Below are 16150 nucleotides of genomic sequence, written 5' to 3' on the forward strand. Positions count from 1 at the left end.
TATCAGTGTGTTGCGGAAAGTTTATGCCGCGCTCAGGCTGGCGACGGCGTCCGGCAGATCGCGCATATGGCTGATCAGCCGGTCCGGCTTCAGCTCGGTCATCGGAACGTCGGTATAGCCAAAATCGACGCCGATCACCGGGACCTGGGCGCGCCTTGCGACCCCGACATCGGGGCCAGCATCGCCGACCATGATGGCGCCGGGCAGCCGGCCGCCGGCGCGGGCCACCGTCTCGCGCAGGAACGTCGGATCGGGTTTTGCGATGCCGAAGGTATCGGCGCCGCAGATCGCGGCGAAGCGCTTGGTCAGGCCGAGCCGGTCGAGCAGCAGCTTCGACAGCCATTCCAGCTTGTTGGTGCACACCGCAAAGCGATGGCCCTTTGCCTCGAGCCGGTCGAGCGCGGCCTCGAGCCCGTCGAACGGGCGCGAGCCGTCGGCGATATGCTCGGCATAATAGTCGACGAAATCCGCGGTCAAGCGGTCGAGGTCACCGACGCTGACCGCGCGTCCTTCCACCTCGAGCCCGCGTTCCAGCAGCTTGCGCGCGCCGGCGCCGATCATGTTGCGCGCGGCCGCCAGCGGCACCGGCCGCAGGCCCTCGCGGTCGAGCACGTGGTTCAGCGCGCCGATCAGATCGGGCGCGGTGTCGACCAGCGTGCCGTCGAGATCGAATACGACGATGGGGGGAGAGGAGGCGGACATGATGCTTTGGGCTATCGGGCCGGGCGCTGCGATGCAAGAGTAGATGTGGGCACGTCATGAGATAGGGGAGGCTGAGATGCGGGAACTTGCCGGAAAAGCCGCTTTCGTCACCGGCGCGGCCAGCGGAATCGGACTGGCGATGGCAACCGCCTTTGCTCGCGAGGGCATGAAGGTGATGCTCGCCGACATTGAAGCCGGTCCGCTGGACAAGGCCGTCGATGCGCTGCGCGCCGGCGGCGCGGATGCTCATGGCGTGGTCTGCGACGTTGCCGATCCCCTAAGCGTCGATCGCGCGGCGGAGGCATCGTTCCGCGCCTTCGGCAAGGTCCATGTCGTCTGCAACAATGCCGGCGTCGCGGCCGGCGGCGGCATTGACCCGATCTCGGTCGACGACTGGCGCTGGGTGATCGACGTCAATCTGATGGGCGTCGTGCACGGCATCAGGAGCTTCCTGCCGCACATCCGCGGGCACGGCGAGGGTGGCCATATCGTCAATACGGCTTCGATGGCCGGGATGAATGCCGGGCTTGGCTTGAGCCCGTATTCGGCGACCAAGTTCGCCGTCGTCAGCCTGTCCGAAGGGCTCGCCATGCAGCTCAGGCCGCTCGGGATCGGCGTCAGCGTGCTCTGTCCGAGCTTTGTGCGGACCCGGATCGGCGAGAGCGGGCGCAACCGCCCGGAGCAGTACGGCCCGACCCGTCAGCTCGATCCGGCAAGCCCGATGGCCGCTGTCGTCGCCGAGATCGCGCGACGCCTGGAGGCCGGTCTCGATCCGGCGTCGGTTGCAGGACATGTGCTGGCCGCGATCCGCGACGACCAGTTCTACATTTTCACCCACCCCGGGATGCGGGCCGAGGTCGAACAGCGCTTTTCGGCGATTTTGGCCGCGATGGACGCCGTTTCGGCCTAAAGACTGGTCCGCTTGCCGCTATTCCTGCCTGCAAAACGACGCTAGATATGCGCCCGCCGGGCCACCCGATGGCGGCCCGTAACGGACCAATCGAGGGGCTATCGGCACGTGGACATGGACGCACTGAAACGCCAGGCGGCGGCGCGCGCGCTCGAAGAGGTGCGCGACGGCATGAAGCTCGGGCTCGGCACCGGATCGACCGCGAAGCATTTCGTCGAGCTGCTCGGCGAGAAGGTCCGGTCGGGCATGAAGGTGATCGGCGTGCCGACCTCGGAAGCGACCCGCGCGGATGCGATCCGCTGCGGCATTCCGCTGACCACGCTGGACGAGATCGACCATCTCGACCTCACCATCGACGGCGCCGACGAGATCGACCCGGCGCTCAACCTGATCAAGGGCGGCGGCGGGGCGCTGCTGCGCGAGAAGATCGTCGCGGCCGCCAGTGATCGCATGATCGTGATCGCCGACGACAGCAAATGGGTCGACGTGCTCGGCCGCTTTCCGTTGCCGGTCGAGGTGATCCCGTTCGGGCTCGCCGCGACCCAGGCCGCGATGGCGCGGGCGTTTTCAGAGGCCGGCGTATCCGGCGAAATGCTGGTCCGTCAGGGCAAGGACGGTCACGTTTTTGTCACCGATGGCGGCCACTGGATCGTCGATGCCCATCTCGGCCGGATCGGCGATCCGCCGCGTCTTGCCGATTTGCTCAGCGTGATTCCGGGCGTGGTCGAACACGGCCTGTTCATCGGGCTTGGCAGCGTCGCCGTGCTGGCCGGCGCGCAGGGAATTCGGGTTGTTGAACGGCCATGAGGCCGCAAGCAAGGAGACTTGGAATGAATCGTTTTTCGGGACTTTTGTCGGCTGCGGCCCTGGCGGCTGGACTGGCGCTCGCACCGGCGATGGCGCAGCAGCCGCAGCTGCCTCCCATGCCCCAGGTCAAGCAGTCGACCCCCGCGGCGATTGGGTACGCCAAGGAAATCCTTCAGATGAAGAACGTGCAGGTGATGTATGCCGGCGCCGTTCCTGGAATCATCGAGAAGACCAAGACCGGTCTGCTCCAGCAATACCTCAACTACCAGAAGGACCTCAACGAGGTCGCGCTCGTCATCGCCAAGAACCTGGGTGGCAGTGAGAAGGAAATCGGCGAAGGCATGGCGCAGCTCTACGCCGCCGAGTTCACCGAGCAGGAGCTGAAGGATCTCGTGATCTTCTACAAGACGCCGCTCGGTCAGAAGCTTCTGACCTCTGAGCCCAAGGCAATCAACGATTCGCTGCAATATATGCAGCAGTGGGCGCAGCAGTTTGGCGTGATCGTCAACGCCCAGTTCAAGGCCGAGATGAAGAAGCGCGGCAAGGATATCTAAACGACGCCTCAGCATGACGGGCGTCAAGTTGAGTGCGCCGCACTATCTACGTCATTGCGAGCGAAGCGAAGCAATCCATTGTCCCAAAAGCGGAGAGATGGATTGTTTCGTCGCTATCGCTCCTCGCAATGACGGCGGTGAAAGACTAGATGCCCTCAAGATGAGGGAAAGCAGTTGATCAAGCCGAATTCCGGCGATTAGAGTTGAGATTTACCATGGCCGAGTTTGACGTCGACCTGTTTGTCATCGGTGGTGGTTCGGGCGGCGTTCGTGCTGCCCGCATCGCCGCGGGTTACGGCGCGAAGGTCATGGTCGCCGAAGAGTACCGGATGGGCGGCACCTGCGTGATCCGCGGCTGCGTGCCGAAGAAGCTGTTCGTGATCGGCAGCCACGTCCACGACGAGATCGAGGACGCGGCCGGCTTCGGCTGGAGCATCGGGCAGGTCTCGTTCGACTGGGCCACTCTCGTCGCCAACAAGGACAAGGAGATCGCCCGGCTCGAAGGCGCCTACACCACCAACGTCGAGAAGTCGGGCGCACGGATCGCGAAGACCCGCGCGGTGCTGGAGGATGCCCACACCATCAGACTCGCCACCGGCGAGAAGGTGACGGCGAAGTACATCCTGATCGCGACCGGCGGCGCGCCCAATCACGGGCCGATCGTGCCCGGCATCGAGCACGTGATCTCCTCCAACGAGGCTTTTCACCTCAAGGAGCTGCCGAAGCGGATCGTGATCCAGGGCGGCGGCTACATCGCGCTGGAATTCGCCGGCATCTTCGCCGGCTTCGGCTCCGACGTCACGGTGATCTATCGCGGCGACAACATCCTGCGCGGCTTCGACGAGGACGTGCGCAAGCATGTCCGCGCCGAGATGGAGAAGCGCGGCATCACCATCATCACCGGCTGCACGGTGGCGAAGGTCAACAAGCACGGCCGTGACTTCACCACGCATCTGTCGAGCGGCTCGAGCATCGCCTCCGACCAGGTGATGTTCGCGATCGGCCGGCATCCCAATGTCGCCAATCTCGGGCTTGAGACCGCCGGCGTCGCCATCAATCCCGCCAATGGCGGCATCCAGGTCGACGGCTGGTCGAAGACCTCGGTCGACAACATCTATGCGGTCGGCGACGTCACCCACCGCACCAATCTGACGCCGGTTGCGATCCGCGAGGGCCATGCCTTCGCCGACACGGTGTTCGGCAAGCGCCCGGTCGAGGTCGACCACGCCACGATCCCGACCGCGGTGTTCTCGCAGCCGGAGGTCGGCACCGTTGGTCTGACGGAAGAGGAGGCGCGGGCGCAGTTCAGCCACGTCGACATCTACAAGACCGATTTCCGCCCGATCAAGGCGACGATGTCCGGCCGCGACACCCGCGTGCTGATGAAGCTCGTGGTCGACGGCGCGAGCGACCGCGTGCTCGGCTGCCACATCGTCGGCGATGGCGCCGCCGAAATCACCCAGGCCGTCGCGATCGCCGTCAAGATGAAGGCGACCAAGGCCGATTTCGACGCCACCATCGCGCTGCATCCGACCGCTTCCGAAGAATTGGTGACGATGCGGACGCCCACCGCGCGCCACGTGCGCCAGGCGGCGGAGTAGCGGTAGCCCGCAGGCCGGCGCTGCCGTCCTGGTGTTCTCCTGGCGATGGGGAACGGGGAATGAGCCCTGCCTGACAGCCCAACGCCGCCCGCTTAAAATACATGCGGACGGCGCTGTCTCTAGCCCCAGGAAGGTTGGCAAAATCCTGATGAGTTTTTGTCTGCGGAAGCGGGGCAAAGGTTTCATACCTCGGAAGGGGTAGCGCGCCTCCGCAAGACCGGCGCCGACGGCCGCGCTTCGTGCCCGGGAATTAGGGCACCCTTGTTGACATGCACATCCACCCGGGACTTTTCCTCAGGGCCGCTTCGCGCGCTCAAATCGAACGCGGTTTCCGGCGAATGGTCTGCGCAACGGCGCTTGTGCACAGGCGATGCGCCATCGGCGCGCGGCCGTCTCGCGCACCCTGGAACCTTGCGCTATGCTGTCCGTTCCACTCTCAAACAGTTTGATGTCTCAAATTGAGGGAGCCGCGCATGAGAGGCCCAACCGAGCAGGAGATCCGGACCCGCGCCTACGAATTATGGAAGGACGCCGGCGAGCCGCCGGGCAAGATGGATCAGCTCTGGTATCAGGCCGAAAAGGAACTGCTGGCGCGGCGGGCCACCAACGGCGAAGCGCCTTGCGACATCAACGGGCACAATGGGCCGAGTACATATCCGGAGAGGCTGAGGGGCGTGCATTGAGTGCGTCGCGCGGCTGAGCTAACGAGTCCGGCAGGCTGGCCCGGACCCGGAGGCATCATGAGCGGCGCGATCGATCTTTCGCAGAAACTGTCGACATTCAGCGATCACTGGTCGCCGCGCACCGTGGCGCAATTCAATGCCTGCGACGTCATGGTGGTAAAGGTGCAGGGCGAATTCGTCTGGCACAAGCACGACGACACCGACGATTTCTTCCTCGTGCTGAAAGGCATCCTCGACATCGAGCTGCGCGACCGCACCGTGACGCTAACGCCCGGCCAGATGTACATCGTGCCGAAAGGCGTCGAGCATCGCCCCGTCGCGCGGGAAGAGGTGCATCTGCTGCTGATCGAGCCGACCGGGACACCGAACACGGGCGATGCTGCGACGGCGGCGCCGCGGAAGGTGGTGTGAGGCTGGCAGGATGGGTGGAGCGAAGCGATACCCATCATCTTGACCGCGAATCCGAGTTGAAGAGCAAAGCTCGCGCGATTCATGTCGCGAGAATGCGAAATTATGACTCACCAGCAGCGCAATAAATGCGGCGTCGTCCCTGCTTTCGCATTGCGAAAGCAGGGACGACGACGGAGAGTGCCGCGTCTATCCCTCCGCCTCAATCCACTCCGCGACCACCGCGCCACAGCGCGTCGCGGTGGTCGCTGCGGAAGAAGCCGAGATGGCCGATCGCTTTTGCGCCGGCGTCGGCGGGACGGATCGAGATGATCTCCGGCGTGATCGACGTGAAGGCGGAGCACAGCAATTCGACCGCCGGCCGCGTTGCCCAGGTGTCGTCGGTCATGACAAGCGCGCGGAGCTTGCCCTTGAACTTCGGAAAATTCTCGCGCGCTGTCAGCGTGGCATCATCGAGCAGATAGCGCTCCCGCATCACCCAGCTCCGCCATTGCTCGAACGCGCCCCTCGGCAGGTCCATGCCGAGGCCGGCCCAAGCGGGGAGGTAACCGAGCGTGCGCGCCAGCGGCAGGCCGACGCCGGTCATGAAGGCGACGACGCGGTAGCGCTCGGGCGAGGCCATCAGCTTCCAATAGGCAGCCTGCGATGCGATCAGGAGCGCGCGCGGGATCTCGGCATTGTTGGCAAGCAGCCCGAGCGCCTGGCCGCCGAAGGAGTGGCCGACATAGGCGAAGGGGAGGCTGCGATAGCGCTCGCGCATCCAGCTCACCGCCGCGGTGGCGTCGAGCGCAGCCCAGTCCGCCATCGTGGCCTTGAAGCCGGCCAGTGATTTCGGCTTGTTGAGGCCGGTCGCCGCCATCGGCCGGCTACCGCCGGTGCCGCGGTAGTCGTAGGTCAGTACCGCGGCGCCGCGGCGGGCGAGGTAGCCGGCGAAGCCGCGATAGACCTTGCGGGGCACGGCAGTCGCCGAATTGATCAGCACGGCCTGACGCCGCGTGCCGCGCGGCAGGAACAGCGTCGCGGCGAGCGGATAGCCGTCCGCGGCCGGCACGACGATGTCGTCGCTAAAAACGTCGTCCAGCGCGGCGGAGGCCACGGCGATTTCTCCCGGCATTCATGCTATGCTCTACCAAATGCGAATTCGGATTTCCCTGCAAGGGTTTGACCAGATTGCAGGAATCCTTCTAGCGGGAAAGCGGGGCCCTGTGTATAAGCCGGGCTTTCGTCATGCCGTGATTAAGTTGCGGTTTTTGCTCAGGAGTTGACCTCATGTCCGAGCGGTGGACACCCGATAGCTGGCGCGCCAAGAAGGTGCTGCAGGTGCCCGATTATCCCGATGCCAAGGCATTGGCCGATGTCGAGGCCCAGCTGGCGACTTTTCCGCCGCTGGTGTTCGCGGGCGAGGCGCGCAGCCTGAAGAAGGCGCTGGGACGGGTCGCCGCCGGCGAGGCCTTCCTGCTGCAGGGCGGCGACTGCGCCGAGAGCTTTGCCGAGCACGGCGCCAACAACATCCGCGACTTCTTCCGCGTCCTGTTGCAGATGGCGGTCGTGCTGACCTATGCCGGCGCGCTGCCGGTGGTGAAGGTCGGCCGGATCGCCGGCCAGTTCGCCAAGCCGCGCTCGTCGCCGACCGAGAAGCAGGGCGACGTCGAGCTGCCGAGCTATCGCGGCGACATCGTCAACGACATCGCCTTCACCCCGGAAGCGCGCATTCCCGATCCGCAGCGCCAGCTGATGGCTTATCGGCAATCCGCCGCGACGCTGAACCTGCTGCGCGCGTTCGCCACCGGTGGTTTCGCCAATCTCGGCAGCGTGCATCAGTGGATGCTCGGCTTCCTGAAGGATTCGCCGCAATCACGCCGCTACAAGGAGCTGGCCGACCGTATCTCGGATGCGCTGAACTTCATGCGCGCCTGCGGCCTCGACCTCGAGAGCCATCCCGAGCTGCGCGCCACCGATTTCTACACCAGCCACGAGGCGCTGCTGCTCGGCTACGAGCAGGCGATGACGCGGGTCGATTCCACCACCGGCGACTGGTACGCGACCTCCGGCCACATGATCTGGATCGGCGACCGAACCCGTCAGCTCGATCACGGCCATGTCGAATATTTCCGCGGCATCAAGAACCCGATCGGCCTGAAATGCGGCCCGTCGCTGAAGCCGGACGAACTGTTGAAGCTGATCGACATCCTCAATCCCGACGATGAGCCCGGGCGCCTGACCCTGATCAACCGGTTCGGCGCCGACAAGGTCGGCGACCATCTGCCAGGCCTGATCCGCGCCGTGCAGCGAGAAGGGCGCAAGGTGGTGTGGTCGTGCGATCCGATGCACGGCAACACCATCACCTCGACCTCGGGCTACAAGACGCGGCCGTTCGATCGCGTGCTGTCGGAGGTGAGGTCGTTCTTCCAGATCCACGCTGCCGAAGGCACCCATGCCGGCGGCGTGCACCTGGAGATGACCGGACAGGACGTCACCGAATGCATCGGCGGCGCGCGCGCCATCACCGATGAGGACCTCAACGACCGCTACCACACGGTCTGCGATCCCCGTCTTAATGCCGAACAGTCGATCGACATGGCCTTCCTGATCGCCGAACTCCTGAAGCAGGAGCGCGCCGGCAAGGTCAAGCCGATGCCGGCCGCTGCGGGGTTGTGATTGGGGCTGTGGCTTGGGCAGGCAGTGACTTGGACTTGGGGGCCGTGACTTGCTGAGGTTCTGGCGAGCCACCATCAACTCGCGCAACGGGCTGGCATTCGCCATTCGCTCGGAGCAGGCGATTCGCGAGGAGGTGGTGGCGCTGGCGCTGTCGCTGCCGCTGGCCTGGCTGGTCGGCGCCACCGTGATGCGCCGGGTCGAATTGGTTGCGACCGTGGTGCTGGTGCTCGTCATCGAGCTGCTCAACACCGCGATCGAGAAGCTAGCCGATCGCCTGACCATGGATCACGATCCGCAGATCGGGCGGGTCAAGGACATGGGCTCGGCCGCGGTCGGCGTCGCGCTCGTCATGGCCGGGCTGTTCTGGCTGTTCGCCCTCGCCGAACGCATGGGCGCGTTCTGATTCCCGAGCATGATCCGGAAACGTGGGAACCGGTTTTCCGATCAGATCATGCTCAAAAGAAGCTCCCGCCGGTCATGGCGCGATTTCTGCAATCGCACCATGACTGGAAGATGATTGAAGTTTGCTGTTGTGCAGGACAACTTAAGCGTATGAGCGAACAACAGATCAAGATTACCCTGGCGCAACTCAATCCGACGGTCGGTGACGTCACCGGCAACGCCGCGAGGGCGCGCGCCGCGCGCGAGAAAGCCAAGGCCGACGGCGCCGACCTCGTGGTGCTGTCGGAACTGTTCATCGCCGGCTACCCGCCGGAGGATCTGGTGCTCAAGCCGGCGTTCCAGTCGGCCTGCCGCGCCGCGATCGAGGAACTGGCGCGCGAGACCAGGGATGGTGGCCCAGCGATGCTGATCGGCACGCCGTGGGTCGAGGACGGCAAGCTCTACAATGCCTGCGCGCTGCTCGACGGCGGCCGCATCGCCGCGCTGCGCTTCAAGGCCAATCTGCCGAATTACGGCGTGTTCGACGAGAAGCGGCTGTTCGCGCGCGGCCCGGCGCCGGGCCCGGTGACGGTGCGCGGCGTGCGTATCGGCGTGCCGATCTGCGAGGACATCTGGCTCGAGGAGTCCGAAGAATACGAGAACGTCGTCGAATGTCTCGCCGAGACCGGCGCCGAGATTCTCGTGGTGCCGAACGGCTCGCCCTATGCCCGCGACAAGGCCGACCTCAGGCTGTCGATCGTCGTCGCGCGCGTCACTGAGAGCGGGCTGCCGCTGGTCTATCTCAACGAGGTCGGCGGCCAGGACGAGCTGATCTTCGACGGCGCCTCGTTCGCGCTGAATGCCGATCTTTCCGTCGCGGCGCAGCTTTCGGCGTTCGAGGAGAACATCACGACGCTGACCTGGCGCAAGACCGCCGACGGCTGGCGCTGCAACGGGCCGATCACGGCGCAGCTCGAGGGCGACAAGGCCGATTACGCGGCCTGCGTGCTCGGTCTGCGCGACTATGTCCGCAAGAACGGTTTTCCCGGCGTGCTGCTCGGCGTCTCCGGCGGCATCGACTCGGCGCTGTGCGCGGCGATCGCGGTCGATGCGCTCGGCGCCGACAAGGTGCGCGGCGTGATGCTGCCGTTCCGCTACACCGCGCAGGTGTCGCTCGACGATGCCGCCAAGCTCGCCGCGGCGCTCGGCATCCGCTACGAGATCCTGCCGATCGCCGATGCCGTGAACGGCTTCGAGACGATTCTGGCGCCGGTGTTCAAGGGGCTGGACCGCGACATCACCGAGGAGAATTTGCAGGCGCGCGCCCGCGGCACGCTGTTGATGGCGATCTCCAACAAGACCGGCGCCATGGTGGTGACCACCGGCAACAAGTCGGAGATGTCGGTCGGCTACGCCACGCTGTACGGCGACATGAACGGCGGCTTCAATCCGATCAAGGACATCTACAAGACCGAGGTGTTTCGCCTGTCGAGCCTGCGCAATGGCTGGAAGCCGGACGGCGCGCGCGGGCCGTCAGGCGAGGTGATCCCGGTCAACATCATCATCCGGCCGCCGACCGCCGAGTTGCGCGAGAACCAGACCGACCAGGATTCGCTGCCGCCCTACGACGTGCTGGACGCGATCCTCGAGCGGCTGGTGGAGCGCGAGGAGCCGCTGGCGACCATCATCGAAGCCGGCTTCGACCGCGACGTGGTGGCCCGGGTCGATCGCCTGCTCAACATCGCCGAATACAAGCGGCGGCAGGCGGCGCCGGGGGTGAAGGTGACGCGGAAGAACTTCGGCCGCGACCGCCGCTATCCCATCACCAACCGCTTCCGCGATTTCGGCAAGGCGCTGCCGGCGCCCGACGAGACGCTGGTGGCGCGCACCTCGCGCGCGTCGGCGGAAGCGTTCGAGGGCTGAACTCTTCTTACCGCTTGGGAATGAAGGTCGGGCCGACGGTGCGGATCTGGCCGTCGCTCGCCGGCGCGGCCGGTGCCGCGGCGTCAGCGGCGGCGGGCTGCTGTTGAGCTGCGGCTGCGGGCGCGCCCTTCTTGCCGGCGGCGGCCTTGGTCTGGGCGCGCTGCTGCATCTTCCGCGCGCTCTCCTCGGTGACGATGATGTCACCCTGCTGCTCGGCGGACGCCTTGTCGTCGACCGCCTTCAGCGCCTCGGCCCAGCTCTGGCCGGCCGGCTTGCAGGAGCAGGACGGATTGAACTCGGTGCGGTACTTGAAGGCGTTCGGCAGCGACGAGTAGGACACGCCGCTGATCGAGACCGCCTGGTTGATGTCCTCGCCGGGATTTCGGTAGGTGAACAGGCTGGCATCCGCGGCAGGGCACTGCGCCTTGCAGATCTGCTCGTCGGCGGCGAAGCGCGCCTGCACGGTCGCGAACGAGATCGGGAAATAGGCGCCGTCGCAGGTGCGGACGCAGACGGTGCGGAAGGTCCCGGACTGGGCGCCATACTGCGCATCGGGCGGGGGCAGCGGATTGTTGGGATTGCCGCCGCCACCGCCGCCGAACAGGTTCTCGAGGAAGTTGCCGGGGCCACGCGCGGCCGCGGCATATTGCGGGCCGCAATTATTCTGCGCCAGAGCGGTCAGGACCGAACGGCGCTGGTTCTCGCGGTCGGCGCCGCCGAGCCCGCCCGAGCGCAGCCGCTCGAGATTGGCGGTGATCTGGTCGAGATTGGCGCGCATCTGCTGGATCTGGGTGTTGACCGGACCGCACTGCGCCGAATTGTTGTTGAAGAGCGAGAAGAATCCGGAGCTGTCGCAGCCCATGCGCCGGGCCTGCGCCGTCACGCGATCGAGCTCGCCCTGCTGGCGGGTTGCCGCGTCCTGATAGCGGCGGATCTGCTCGTCCTTGGCCGGGTCGCCGGAGCCGCCGCCGCGGTCGATCGCCGCCAGCTGGCCTTCGAGCCGGCCGCACATCGGATTGGCCTGCGGATTGGGCTGTGGCGCGCCTTGCGGAGCCGGACCGGGCGGGCCGGGCGGCACTTGCGCCAGGGCATGCGTGGCGGGCAGGGACATGCCGGCCAGCACGGCGCAACTCAGAAACCAGCGGGAGAAGCGAGAACGGGAGCTATTGGGCATATCCGGCCATTAAAACGACGCCGCGCGGCGATCAACGCCAAAGCGCGCGGGCAAGGCCGCTGCAATAGCCGTTTCTCGGGGCAGCGTCACGTCGTTTCCGGGGCGCCGGTGTGGCAATAACCCCGTCTGGCCAGCGGCTTGGCTCAGCGCTGGCAGGTGATGGCGACGAATTCACCACAGCTGTTGCCGTTGCATTTTTCATTCGCGGCGTGCGGAACCGCACCGGTGATCTCGTCGGGATCGACGCGGCGGTAATTGGTGGCCTGCGCAAAATCGCGTGACCGGCAATAGGCGCGGGCGGCGGAGGCACCGCAGCGATCGCCGCGGGCGAGGCACTGGTCGATGCCGTAGCCGTCGGCCTGGTTGGCGACGATGAAGACGCGGCTGTCGGCCAGCGCGGCCGAGGAAACAAGGAAGGACGGAGCAACAAAGAGCGTGCAGGCAATCAATGCTGAAACAGGCCGCATGGTGCACCAGTGAAAATGGCGGGGAATCCGCAAGCGACCGGATACGCCCAAATCCTTAATAATGATTAACCATGAGGGCGTTGACGTGATTTCGGTGCGGAGCGGGTGGCTAACTGCCCGAAAACAGCCCCTTGACGCAATAATGGGGCCGTGAGACATGGTGGAACCATGAACGGCCACCTCGCCATCTGCAGCATTTGCCGCGAGATTATGAGCTAGCGATTCGCTGGCTGAGGCCGTCTTTTCTCAACACATGAGAGCATTGGACCGCCCGGCCGCAAGGGAACGGTTTCCATGGATTTGCGCCTCTACGATACGCTGACCCGGGAGAAGCGGCCGTTTGTGCCGCTCGATGCCGAAAACGTCCGCATGTATGCCTGCGGACCGACGGTCTACGACTTCGCCCATATCGGCAACGGCCGCGCCGCCATCGTTTTCGACGTGCTGTTTCGCGTGCTGCGCCATCGCTATGGCGCCGATCACGTGACCTATGTCCGCAACGTCACCGACGTCGACGACAAGATCAACGTCCGCGCCGCGCGGGATTATCCCGGCGTGCCGCTGAACGAGGCGATCCGCAAGGTCACCGAGCAGACCTATCAGCAGTATCAGGACGACGTCACGGCGCTCGGCTGCTTGCCGCCGACCGTGCAGCCGCGCGCGACCGAGCACATCCCGGAGATGCGCGCCATCATCGAGAAGCTGGTTGCCGGCGGGTTTGCCTATGTCGCCGAGGATCATGTGCTGTTCTCGCCGCAGGCGATGAACGCGGCCAATTCGATGTTGCCGCGTTACGGCGCGCTGTCGAAGCGTTCGCTCGACGAGATGATCGCCGGCGCCCGCGTCGATGTCGCGCCCTACAAGCGCGACAACACCGATTTCGTGCTGTGGAAGCCGTCGAAGCCGGGCGAGCCGTCATGGCCGTCGCCCGCAGGCATCAAGGTCGAGGGCCGCCCCGGCTGGCACATCGAGTGCTCGGCAATGGCCTGGAAGCATCTCGGCGAGAAGTTCGACATTCACGGCGGCGGCATCGACCTGGTGTTCCCGCACCATGAGAACGAGGTAGCCCAGACCTGCTGCGCGTTCCACTCCGACCGCATGGCCAATGTCTGGATGCACAACGGTTTCCTGCAGATCGAAAGCGAGAAGATGTCGAAGTCGCTCGGCAACTTCTTCACGATCCGCGATCTGTTGGCCGATTGGCCCGGCGAGGTGCTGCGGCTTGCCATGCTGAAGACGCATTATCGTTCGCCGCTCGACTGGACCGCCAAGGCCACCGAGGAGGCCGCGAAGACACTCGACGACTGGTACGCGGTCGCGGCCGACGCCGATCCCGGCGCGCCGTCGCCGGCGATGGTCGAGGCGCTCTACGACGACCTCAATACGGCGCAGGCGATGGCCGTGCTGCACGGCCTGCGCGGTGCTGCGTCGAGCAGCGAACAGAGCCGCAGGGAGTTTGCCGGCTCGCTCCGGCTGCTCGGCTTCCTGTCGGAGAGCGCGGCCGCGTGGGAGGCCCGCAAGCAGCAGGCGAGCGGTGTCGATGCCGCCGCGGTGGAAGCACTGATCACCGAGCGCACCGCGGCGCGGGCCCGCAAGGACTTCAAGGAGTCGGATCGGATCCGCGATCAGCTCGCCGCGATGGGCGTGGCGATCAAGGACGGAAAGGATGCCGAAGGAAAGCCGATCACCACCTGGGAGGTCGCGCGATGAGCCGCTCCGCGCCCGCCTTGCGCCCGTATCTGCCCGACGACGCGCCGCTGCTGGCGGCGATCTTCGCGGCCTCGATCATGGACCTGACCGGCGACGACTACAGCGAGGCGCAGCAGGAAGCCTGGGCGATGGCCGCCGACGACGAGCAGGCGTTCGGCAAGAAGCTCGCCGGCCAGCTCACGCTGATCGCGACCTTGCAGGGCGCCCCGGTCGGTTTCGCCTCGCTGAAGGGCGCCGATCTCATCGACATGCTCTATGTGCATCCGAGCGCGGTCGGGCAGGGTGTCGGCAGCGCGCTGTGCGATGCGCTTGAGAAGATCGCGAGTGCCCGCGGCACCAAGACCCTGAAGGTCGATGCCAGCGACACCGCGCTGGAATTCTTCCGCAAGCGCGGCTACGTCGCTCAGCAGCGCAACTCGGTCACGATCAACGACGAGTGGCTCGCCAACACCACGATGCAGAAGCAGCTCGATGGTGTCGCGACCCCGGGAGGCCACGCGTGAGCCGCGAGCGCCTCTATCTGTTCGACACCACGCTGCGCGACGGCGCGCAGACCAATGGCGTCGACTTCACCCTGCAGGACAAGCAGGTGATATCAGGCATGCTCGACGCGCTCGGCATCGACTATGTCGAGGGCGGCTATCCCGGCGCCAATCCGACCGACACCGAGTTCTTCAGCAAGAAGCCTGCGTTCGACCACGCACGCTTCACCGCCTTCGGCATGACGCGGCGGCCGGGCCGCTCGGCGTCGAACGATCCCGGGCTTGCCGGCATCCTCGAGGCCAAGGCGGACGCGATCTGCTTCGTCGCGAAATCCTCCGCCTACCAGGTCCGCGTCGCGCTCGAGACCACGAATGAGGAGAACCTCGCCTCGATCCGCGACAGCGTCGCTGCCGCGAAGGCGCTCGGCCGCGAGGTGATGGTCGACTGCGAGCATTTCTTCGACGGCTACAAGGAGAACCGCGACTACGCGCTCGCCTGCGCCAAGGCGGCCTATCAGGCCGGCGCCCGCTGGGTGGTGCTGTGCGACACCAATGGCGGCACCATGCCGCATGAGATCGAGACCATCGTCGGCGAAGTCATCAAGCAGGTGCCCGGCGCCCATCTCGGCATCCACGCCCATAACGACACCGAGCAGGCGGTGGCGAATTCGCTCGCCGCGGTGCGGGCCGGCGCGCGGCAGATCCAGGGCACGCTCAACGGCCTCGGCGAGCGCTGCGGCAACGCCAACCTCTGCTCACTGATCCCGACCTTGAAGCTGAAGCAGGAGTTTGCCGACAAGTTCGAGATCGGCGTCACCACGGAGAAGCTGGCGACGCTGATGAAGGTGTCGCGCACGCTCGACGACATGCTGAACCGCGCGCCCAACCGCCATGCGGCCTATGTCGGCGAAAGCGCATTCGTCACCAAGACCGGCATCCATGCCTCGGCTGTCATGAAGGATCCGCAGACCTATGAGCACGTGCTGCCGGATTCCGTCGGCAATCACCGCAAGGTGCTGGTGTCCGATCAGGCCGGCCGCTCCAACGTGATGGCCGAGCTCGACCGTGCCGGCATCGCCTATGACAAGAGCGATCCGCGGCTGATGCGGCTGGTCGAGGAATTGAAGGAGCGCGAGGCCGCGGGCTTTGCCTATGAATCGGCGAACGCCTCCTTCGACCTGCTGGCGCGCCGCACGCTCGGCAAGGTGCCGGAATATTTCAAGGTCGAGCAGTTCGACGTCAATGTCGAGCAGCGCTACAACGCTAACGGCCAGCGCGTCACCGTGGCGCTCGCGGTGGTGAAGGTCGATGTCGACGGCGAGCGGCTGATCTCGGCCGCCGAAGGCAACGGCCCGGTCAACGCGCTCGACGTCGCGCTGCGCAAGGACCTCGGAAAATACCAGAAATATATCGATGGCCTGAAGCTGATCGACTACCGCGTGCGTATCCTCAATGGCGGCACCGAGGCGGTCACGCGCGTTCTGATCGAAAGCGAGGACGAGACCGGCGAGAGCTGGACCACGGTCGGCGTCTCGCCCAACATCATCGACGCCTCGTTCCAGGCGCTGATGGATTCGGTGTTCTACAAGCTGGTGAAGTCGGGCGCGCAGGCGTGAGTGATTGAGCCGTCATTCCGGGGCGATGCGAAGCAGCGAACCCGGAATCTCGAGATTCCGGGTCTGGTCCTTCG

The 16150-nt window shown here is 65.6% G+C and carries 15 protein-coding genes and 1 pseudogene; 12 read left to right on the forward strand and 4 right to left on the reverse strand.

What is annotated here, in order from left to right:
• Window positions 1-21: 21 nt before the first annotated feature.
• Window positions 22-702 (reverse strand): HAD hydrolase-like protein, encoded by a 681-nt coding sequence (locus ACVI1L_RS30805; RefSeq protein ID WP_168858326.1) that lies wholly within the window; start codon window positions 700-702, stop codon window positions 22-24.
• A 76-nt stretch (window positions 703-778) separates the two neighbouring features.
• On the opposite strand from ACVI1L_RS30805, the gene ACVI1L_RS30810 reads away from it, so the two are divergent.
• The 6 genes from ACVI1L_RS30810 to ACVI1L_RS30835 all read left to right on the forward strand — a co-directional run bounded on the left by ACVI1L_RS30810 (window position 779) and on the right by ACVI1L_RS30835 (window position 5668).
• Window positions 779-1612, forward strand: a complete 834-nt coding sequence (locus ACVI1L_RS30810; RefSeq protein ID WP_057017258.1) for an SDR family NAD(P)-dependent oxidoreductase — start codon at window positions 779-781, stop codon at window positions 1610-1612.
• A 108-nt stretch (window positions 1613-1720) separates the two neighbouring features.
• Window positions 1721-2419 carry a ribose-5-phosphate isomerase RpiA gene (gene rpiA, locus ACVI1L_RS30815; protein WP_456784622.1) on the forward strand — a complete coding sequence of 233 codons (699 nt, stop codon included), beginning with the start codon at window positions 1721-1723 and terminating at the stop codon, window positions 2417-2419.
• Between the two features lie 23 nt (window positions 2420-2442).
• Entirely contained in the window at window positions 2443-2973 is a 531-nt protein-coding gene (locus ACVI1L_RS30820) for a DUF2059 domain-containing protein (protein WP_057017260.1), read from the forward strand.
• A 215-nt stretch (window positions 2974-3188) separates the two neighbouring features.
• On the forward strand, window positions 3189-4574 hold the full coding sequence (gene gor / locus ACVI1L_RS30825; RefSeq protein ID WP_456784623.1) for a glutathione-disulfide reductase: 1386 nt from the start codon (window positions 3189-3191) through the stop codon (window positions 4572-4574).
• 473 nt (window positions 4575-5047) lie between these two features.
• On the forward strand, window positions 5048-5257 hold the full coding sequence (locus ACVI1L_RS30830) for a DUF2934 domain-containing protein (RefSeq protein ID WP_057017262.1): 210 nt from the start codon (window positions 5048-5050) through the stop codon (window positions 5255-5257).
• Between the two features lie 57 nt (window positions 5258-5314).
• A complete protein-coding gene (locus ACVI1L_RS30835) occupies window positions 5315-5668 on the forward strand; it encodes a cupin domain-containing protein (protein WP_057017263.1) in 354 nt (117 codons plus the stop codon).
• A 186-nt stretch (window positions 5669-5854) separates the two neighbouring features.
• On the opposite strand, the pseudogene ACVI1L_RS30840 reads toward ACVI1L_RS30835, so the two are convergent.
• Window positions 5855-6779 (reverse strand): annotated as a pseudogene (locus tag ACVI1L_RS30840) (alpha/beta hydrolase family protein).
• Between the two features lie 155 nt (window positions 6780-6934).
• On the opposite strand from ACVI1L_RS30840, the gene ACVI1L_RS30845 reads away from it, so the two are divergent.
• The 3 genes from ACVI1L_RS30845 to ACVI1L_RS30855 all read left to right on the forward strand — a co-directional run bounded on the left by ACVI1L_RS30845 (window position 6935) and on the right by ACVI1L_RS30855 (window position 10627).
• A complete protein-coding gene (locus ACVI1L_RS30845; protein WP_028334252.1) occupies window positions 6935-8323 on the forward strand; it encodes a class II 3-deoxy-7-phosphoheptulonate synthase in 1389 nt (462 codons plus the stop codon).
• A 49-nt stretch (window positions 8324-8372) separates the two neighbouring features.
• Window positions 8373-8726: a diacylglycerol kinase gene (locus ACVI1L_RS30850; RefSeq protein ID WP_028334253.1), complete on the forward strand. Its 354-nt coding sequence runs from the start codon at window positions 8373-8375 to the stop codon at window positions 8724-8726.
• 149 nt (window positions 8727-8875) lie between these two features.
• Window positions 8876-10627: an NAD+ synthase gene (locus tag ACVI1L_RS30855; RefSeq protein ID WP_456784624.1), complete on the forward strand. Its 1752-nt coding sequence runs from the start codon at window positions 8876-8878 to the stop codon at window positions 10625-10627.
• Window positions 10628-10634: 7 nt separating this feature from the next.
• On the opposite strand, the gene ACVI1L_RS30860 is transcribed toward ACVI1L_RS30855, so the two are convergent.
• Window positions 10635-11801: a DUF2865 domain-containing protein gene (locus ACVI1L_RS30860; protein WP_076826456.1), complete on the reverse strand. Its 1167-nt coding sequence runs from the start codon at window positions 11799-11801 to the stop codon at window positions 10635-10637.
• Between the two features lie 143 nt (window positions 11802-11944).
• Entirely contained in the window at window positions 11945-12268 is a 324-nt protein-coding gene (locus tag ACVI1L_RS30865; protein WP_057017266.1) for a hypothetical protein, read from the reverse strand.
• Window positions 12269-12562: 294 nt separating this feature from the next.
• Here ACVI1L_RS30865 and cysS point away from each other — a divergent pair, with 294 nt between their 5' ends.
• Genes cysS through cimA form a run of 3 tightly spaced genes read left to right on the forward strand, consistent with a single transcriptional unit; the run spans window position 12563 to window position 16076 of the window.
• On the forward strand, window positions 12563-13978 hold the full coding sequence (cysS, locus tag ACVI1L_RS30870) for a cysteine--tRNA ligase (protein WP_168859234.1): 1416 nt from the start codon (window positions 12563-12565) through the stop codon (window positions 13976-13978).
• Window positions 13975-14481: a GNAT family N-acetyltransferase gene (locus ACVI1L_RS30875; RefSeq protein WP_168859235.1), complete on the forward strand. Its 507-nt coding sequence runs from the start codon at window positions 13975-13977 to the stop codon at window positions 14479-14481. The genes cysS and ACVI1L_RS30875 overlap by 4 nt, the downstream gene beginning before the upstream one ends.
• Window positions 14478-16076 carry a citramalate synthase gene (gene cimA / locus ACVI1L_RS30880; RefSeq protein WP_076826463.1) on the forward strand — a complete coding sequence of 533 codons (1599 nt, stop codon included), beginning with the start codon at window positions 14478-14480 and terminating at the stop codon, window positions 16074-16076. The genes ACVI1L_RS30875 and cimA overlap by 4 nt, the downstream gene beginning before the upstream one ends.
• Window positions 16077-16150: the final 74 nt, after the last annotated feature.

The organism is Bradyrhizobium sp. USDA 4516 (assembly GCF_054055915.1).

Coding starts and splice junctions, on each gene's coding strand:
- cysS (WP_168859234.1), top strand. CDS start 12,563: ATGGATTTGCGCCTCTACGATACGCTGACCCGGGAGAAGCGGCCGTTT.
- ACVI1L_RS30855 (WP_456784624.1), top strand. CDS start 8,876: ATGAGCGAACAACAGATCAAGATTACCCTGGCGCAACTCAATCCGACG.
- ACVI1L_RS30830 (WP_057017262.1), top strand. CDS start 5,048: ATGAGAGGCCCAACCGAGCAGGAGATCCGGACCCGCGCCTACGAATTA.
- gor (WP_456784623.1), top strand. CDS start 3,189: ATGGCCGAGTTTGACGTCGACCTGTTTGTCATCGGTGGTGGTTCGGGC.
- ACVI1L_RS30865 (WP_057017266.1), bottom strand. CDS start 12,268: ATGCGGCCTGTTTCAGCATTGATTGCCTGCACGCTCTTTGTTGCTCCG.
- ACVI1L_RS30810 (WP_057017258.1), top strand. CDS start 779: ATGCGGGAACTTGCCGGAAAAGCCGCTTTCGTCACCGGCGCGGCCAGC.
- ACVI1L_RS30805 (WP_168858326.1), bottom strand. CDS start 702: ATGTCCGCCTCCTCTCCCCCCATCGTCGTATTCGATCTCGACGGCACG.
- ACVI1L_RS30820 (WP_057017260.1), top strand. CDS start 2,443: ATGAATCGTTTTTCGGGACTTTTGTCGGCTGCGGCCCTGGCGGCTGGA.
- ACVI1L_RS30875 (WP_168859235.1), top strand. CDS start 13,975: ATGAGCCGCTCCGCGCCCGCCTTGCGCCCGTATCTGCCCGACGACGCG.
- ACVI1L_RS30860 (WP_076826456.1), bottom strand. CDS start 11,801: ATGCCCAATAGCTCCCGTTCTCGCTTCTCCCGCTGGTTTCTGAGTTGC.
- ACVI1L_RS30845 (WP_028334252.1), top strand. CDS start 6,935: ATGTCCGAGCGGTGGACACCCGATAGCTGGCGCGCCAAGAAGGTGCTG.
- ACVI1L_RS30835 (WP_057017263.1), top strand. CDS start 5,315: ATGAGCGGCGCGATCGATCTTTCGCAGAAACTGTCGACATTCAGCGAT.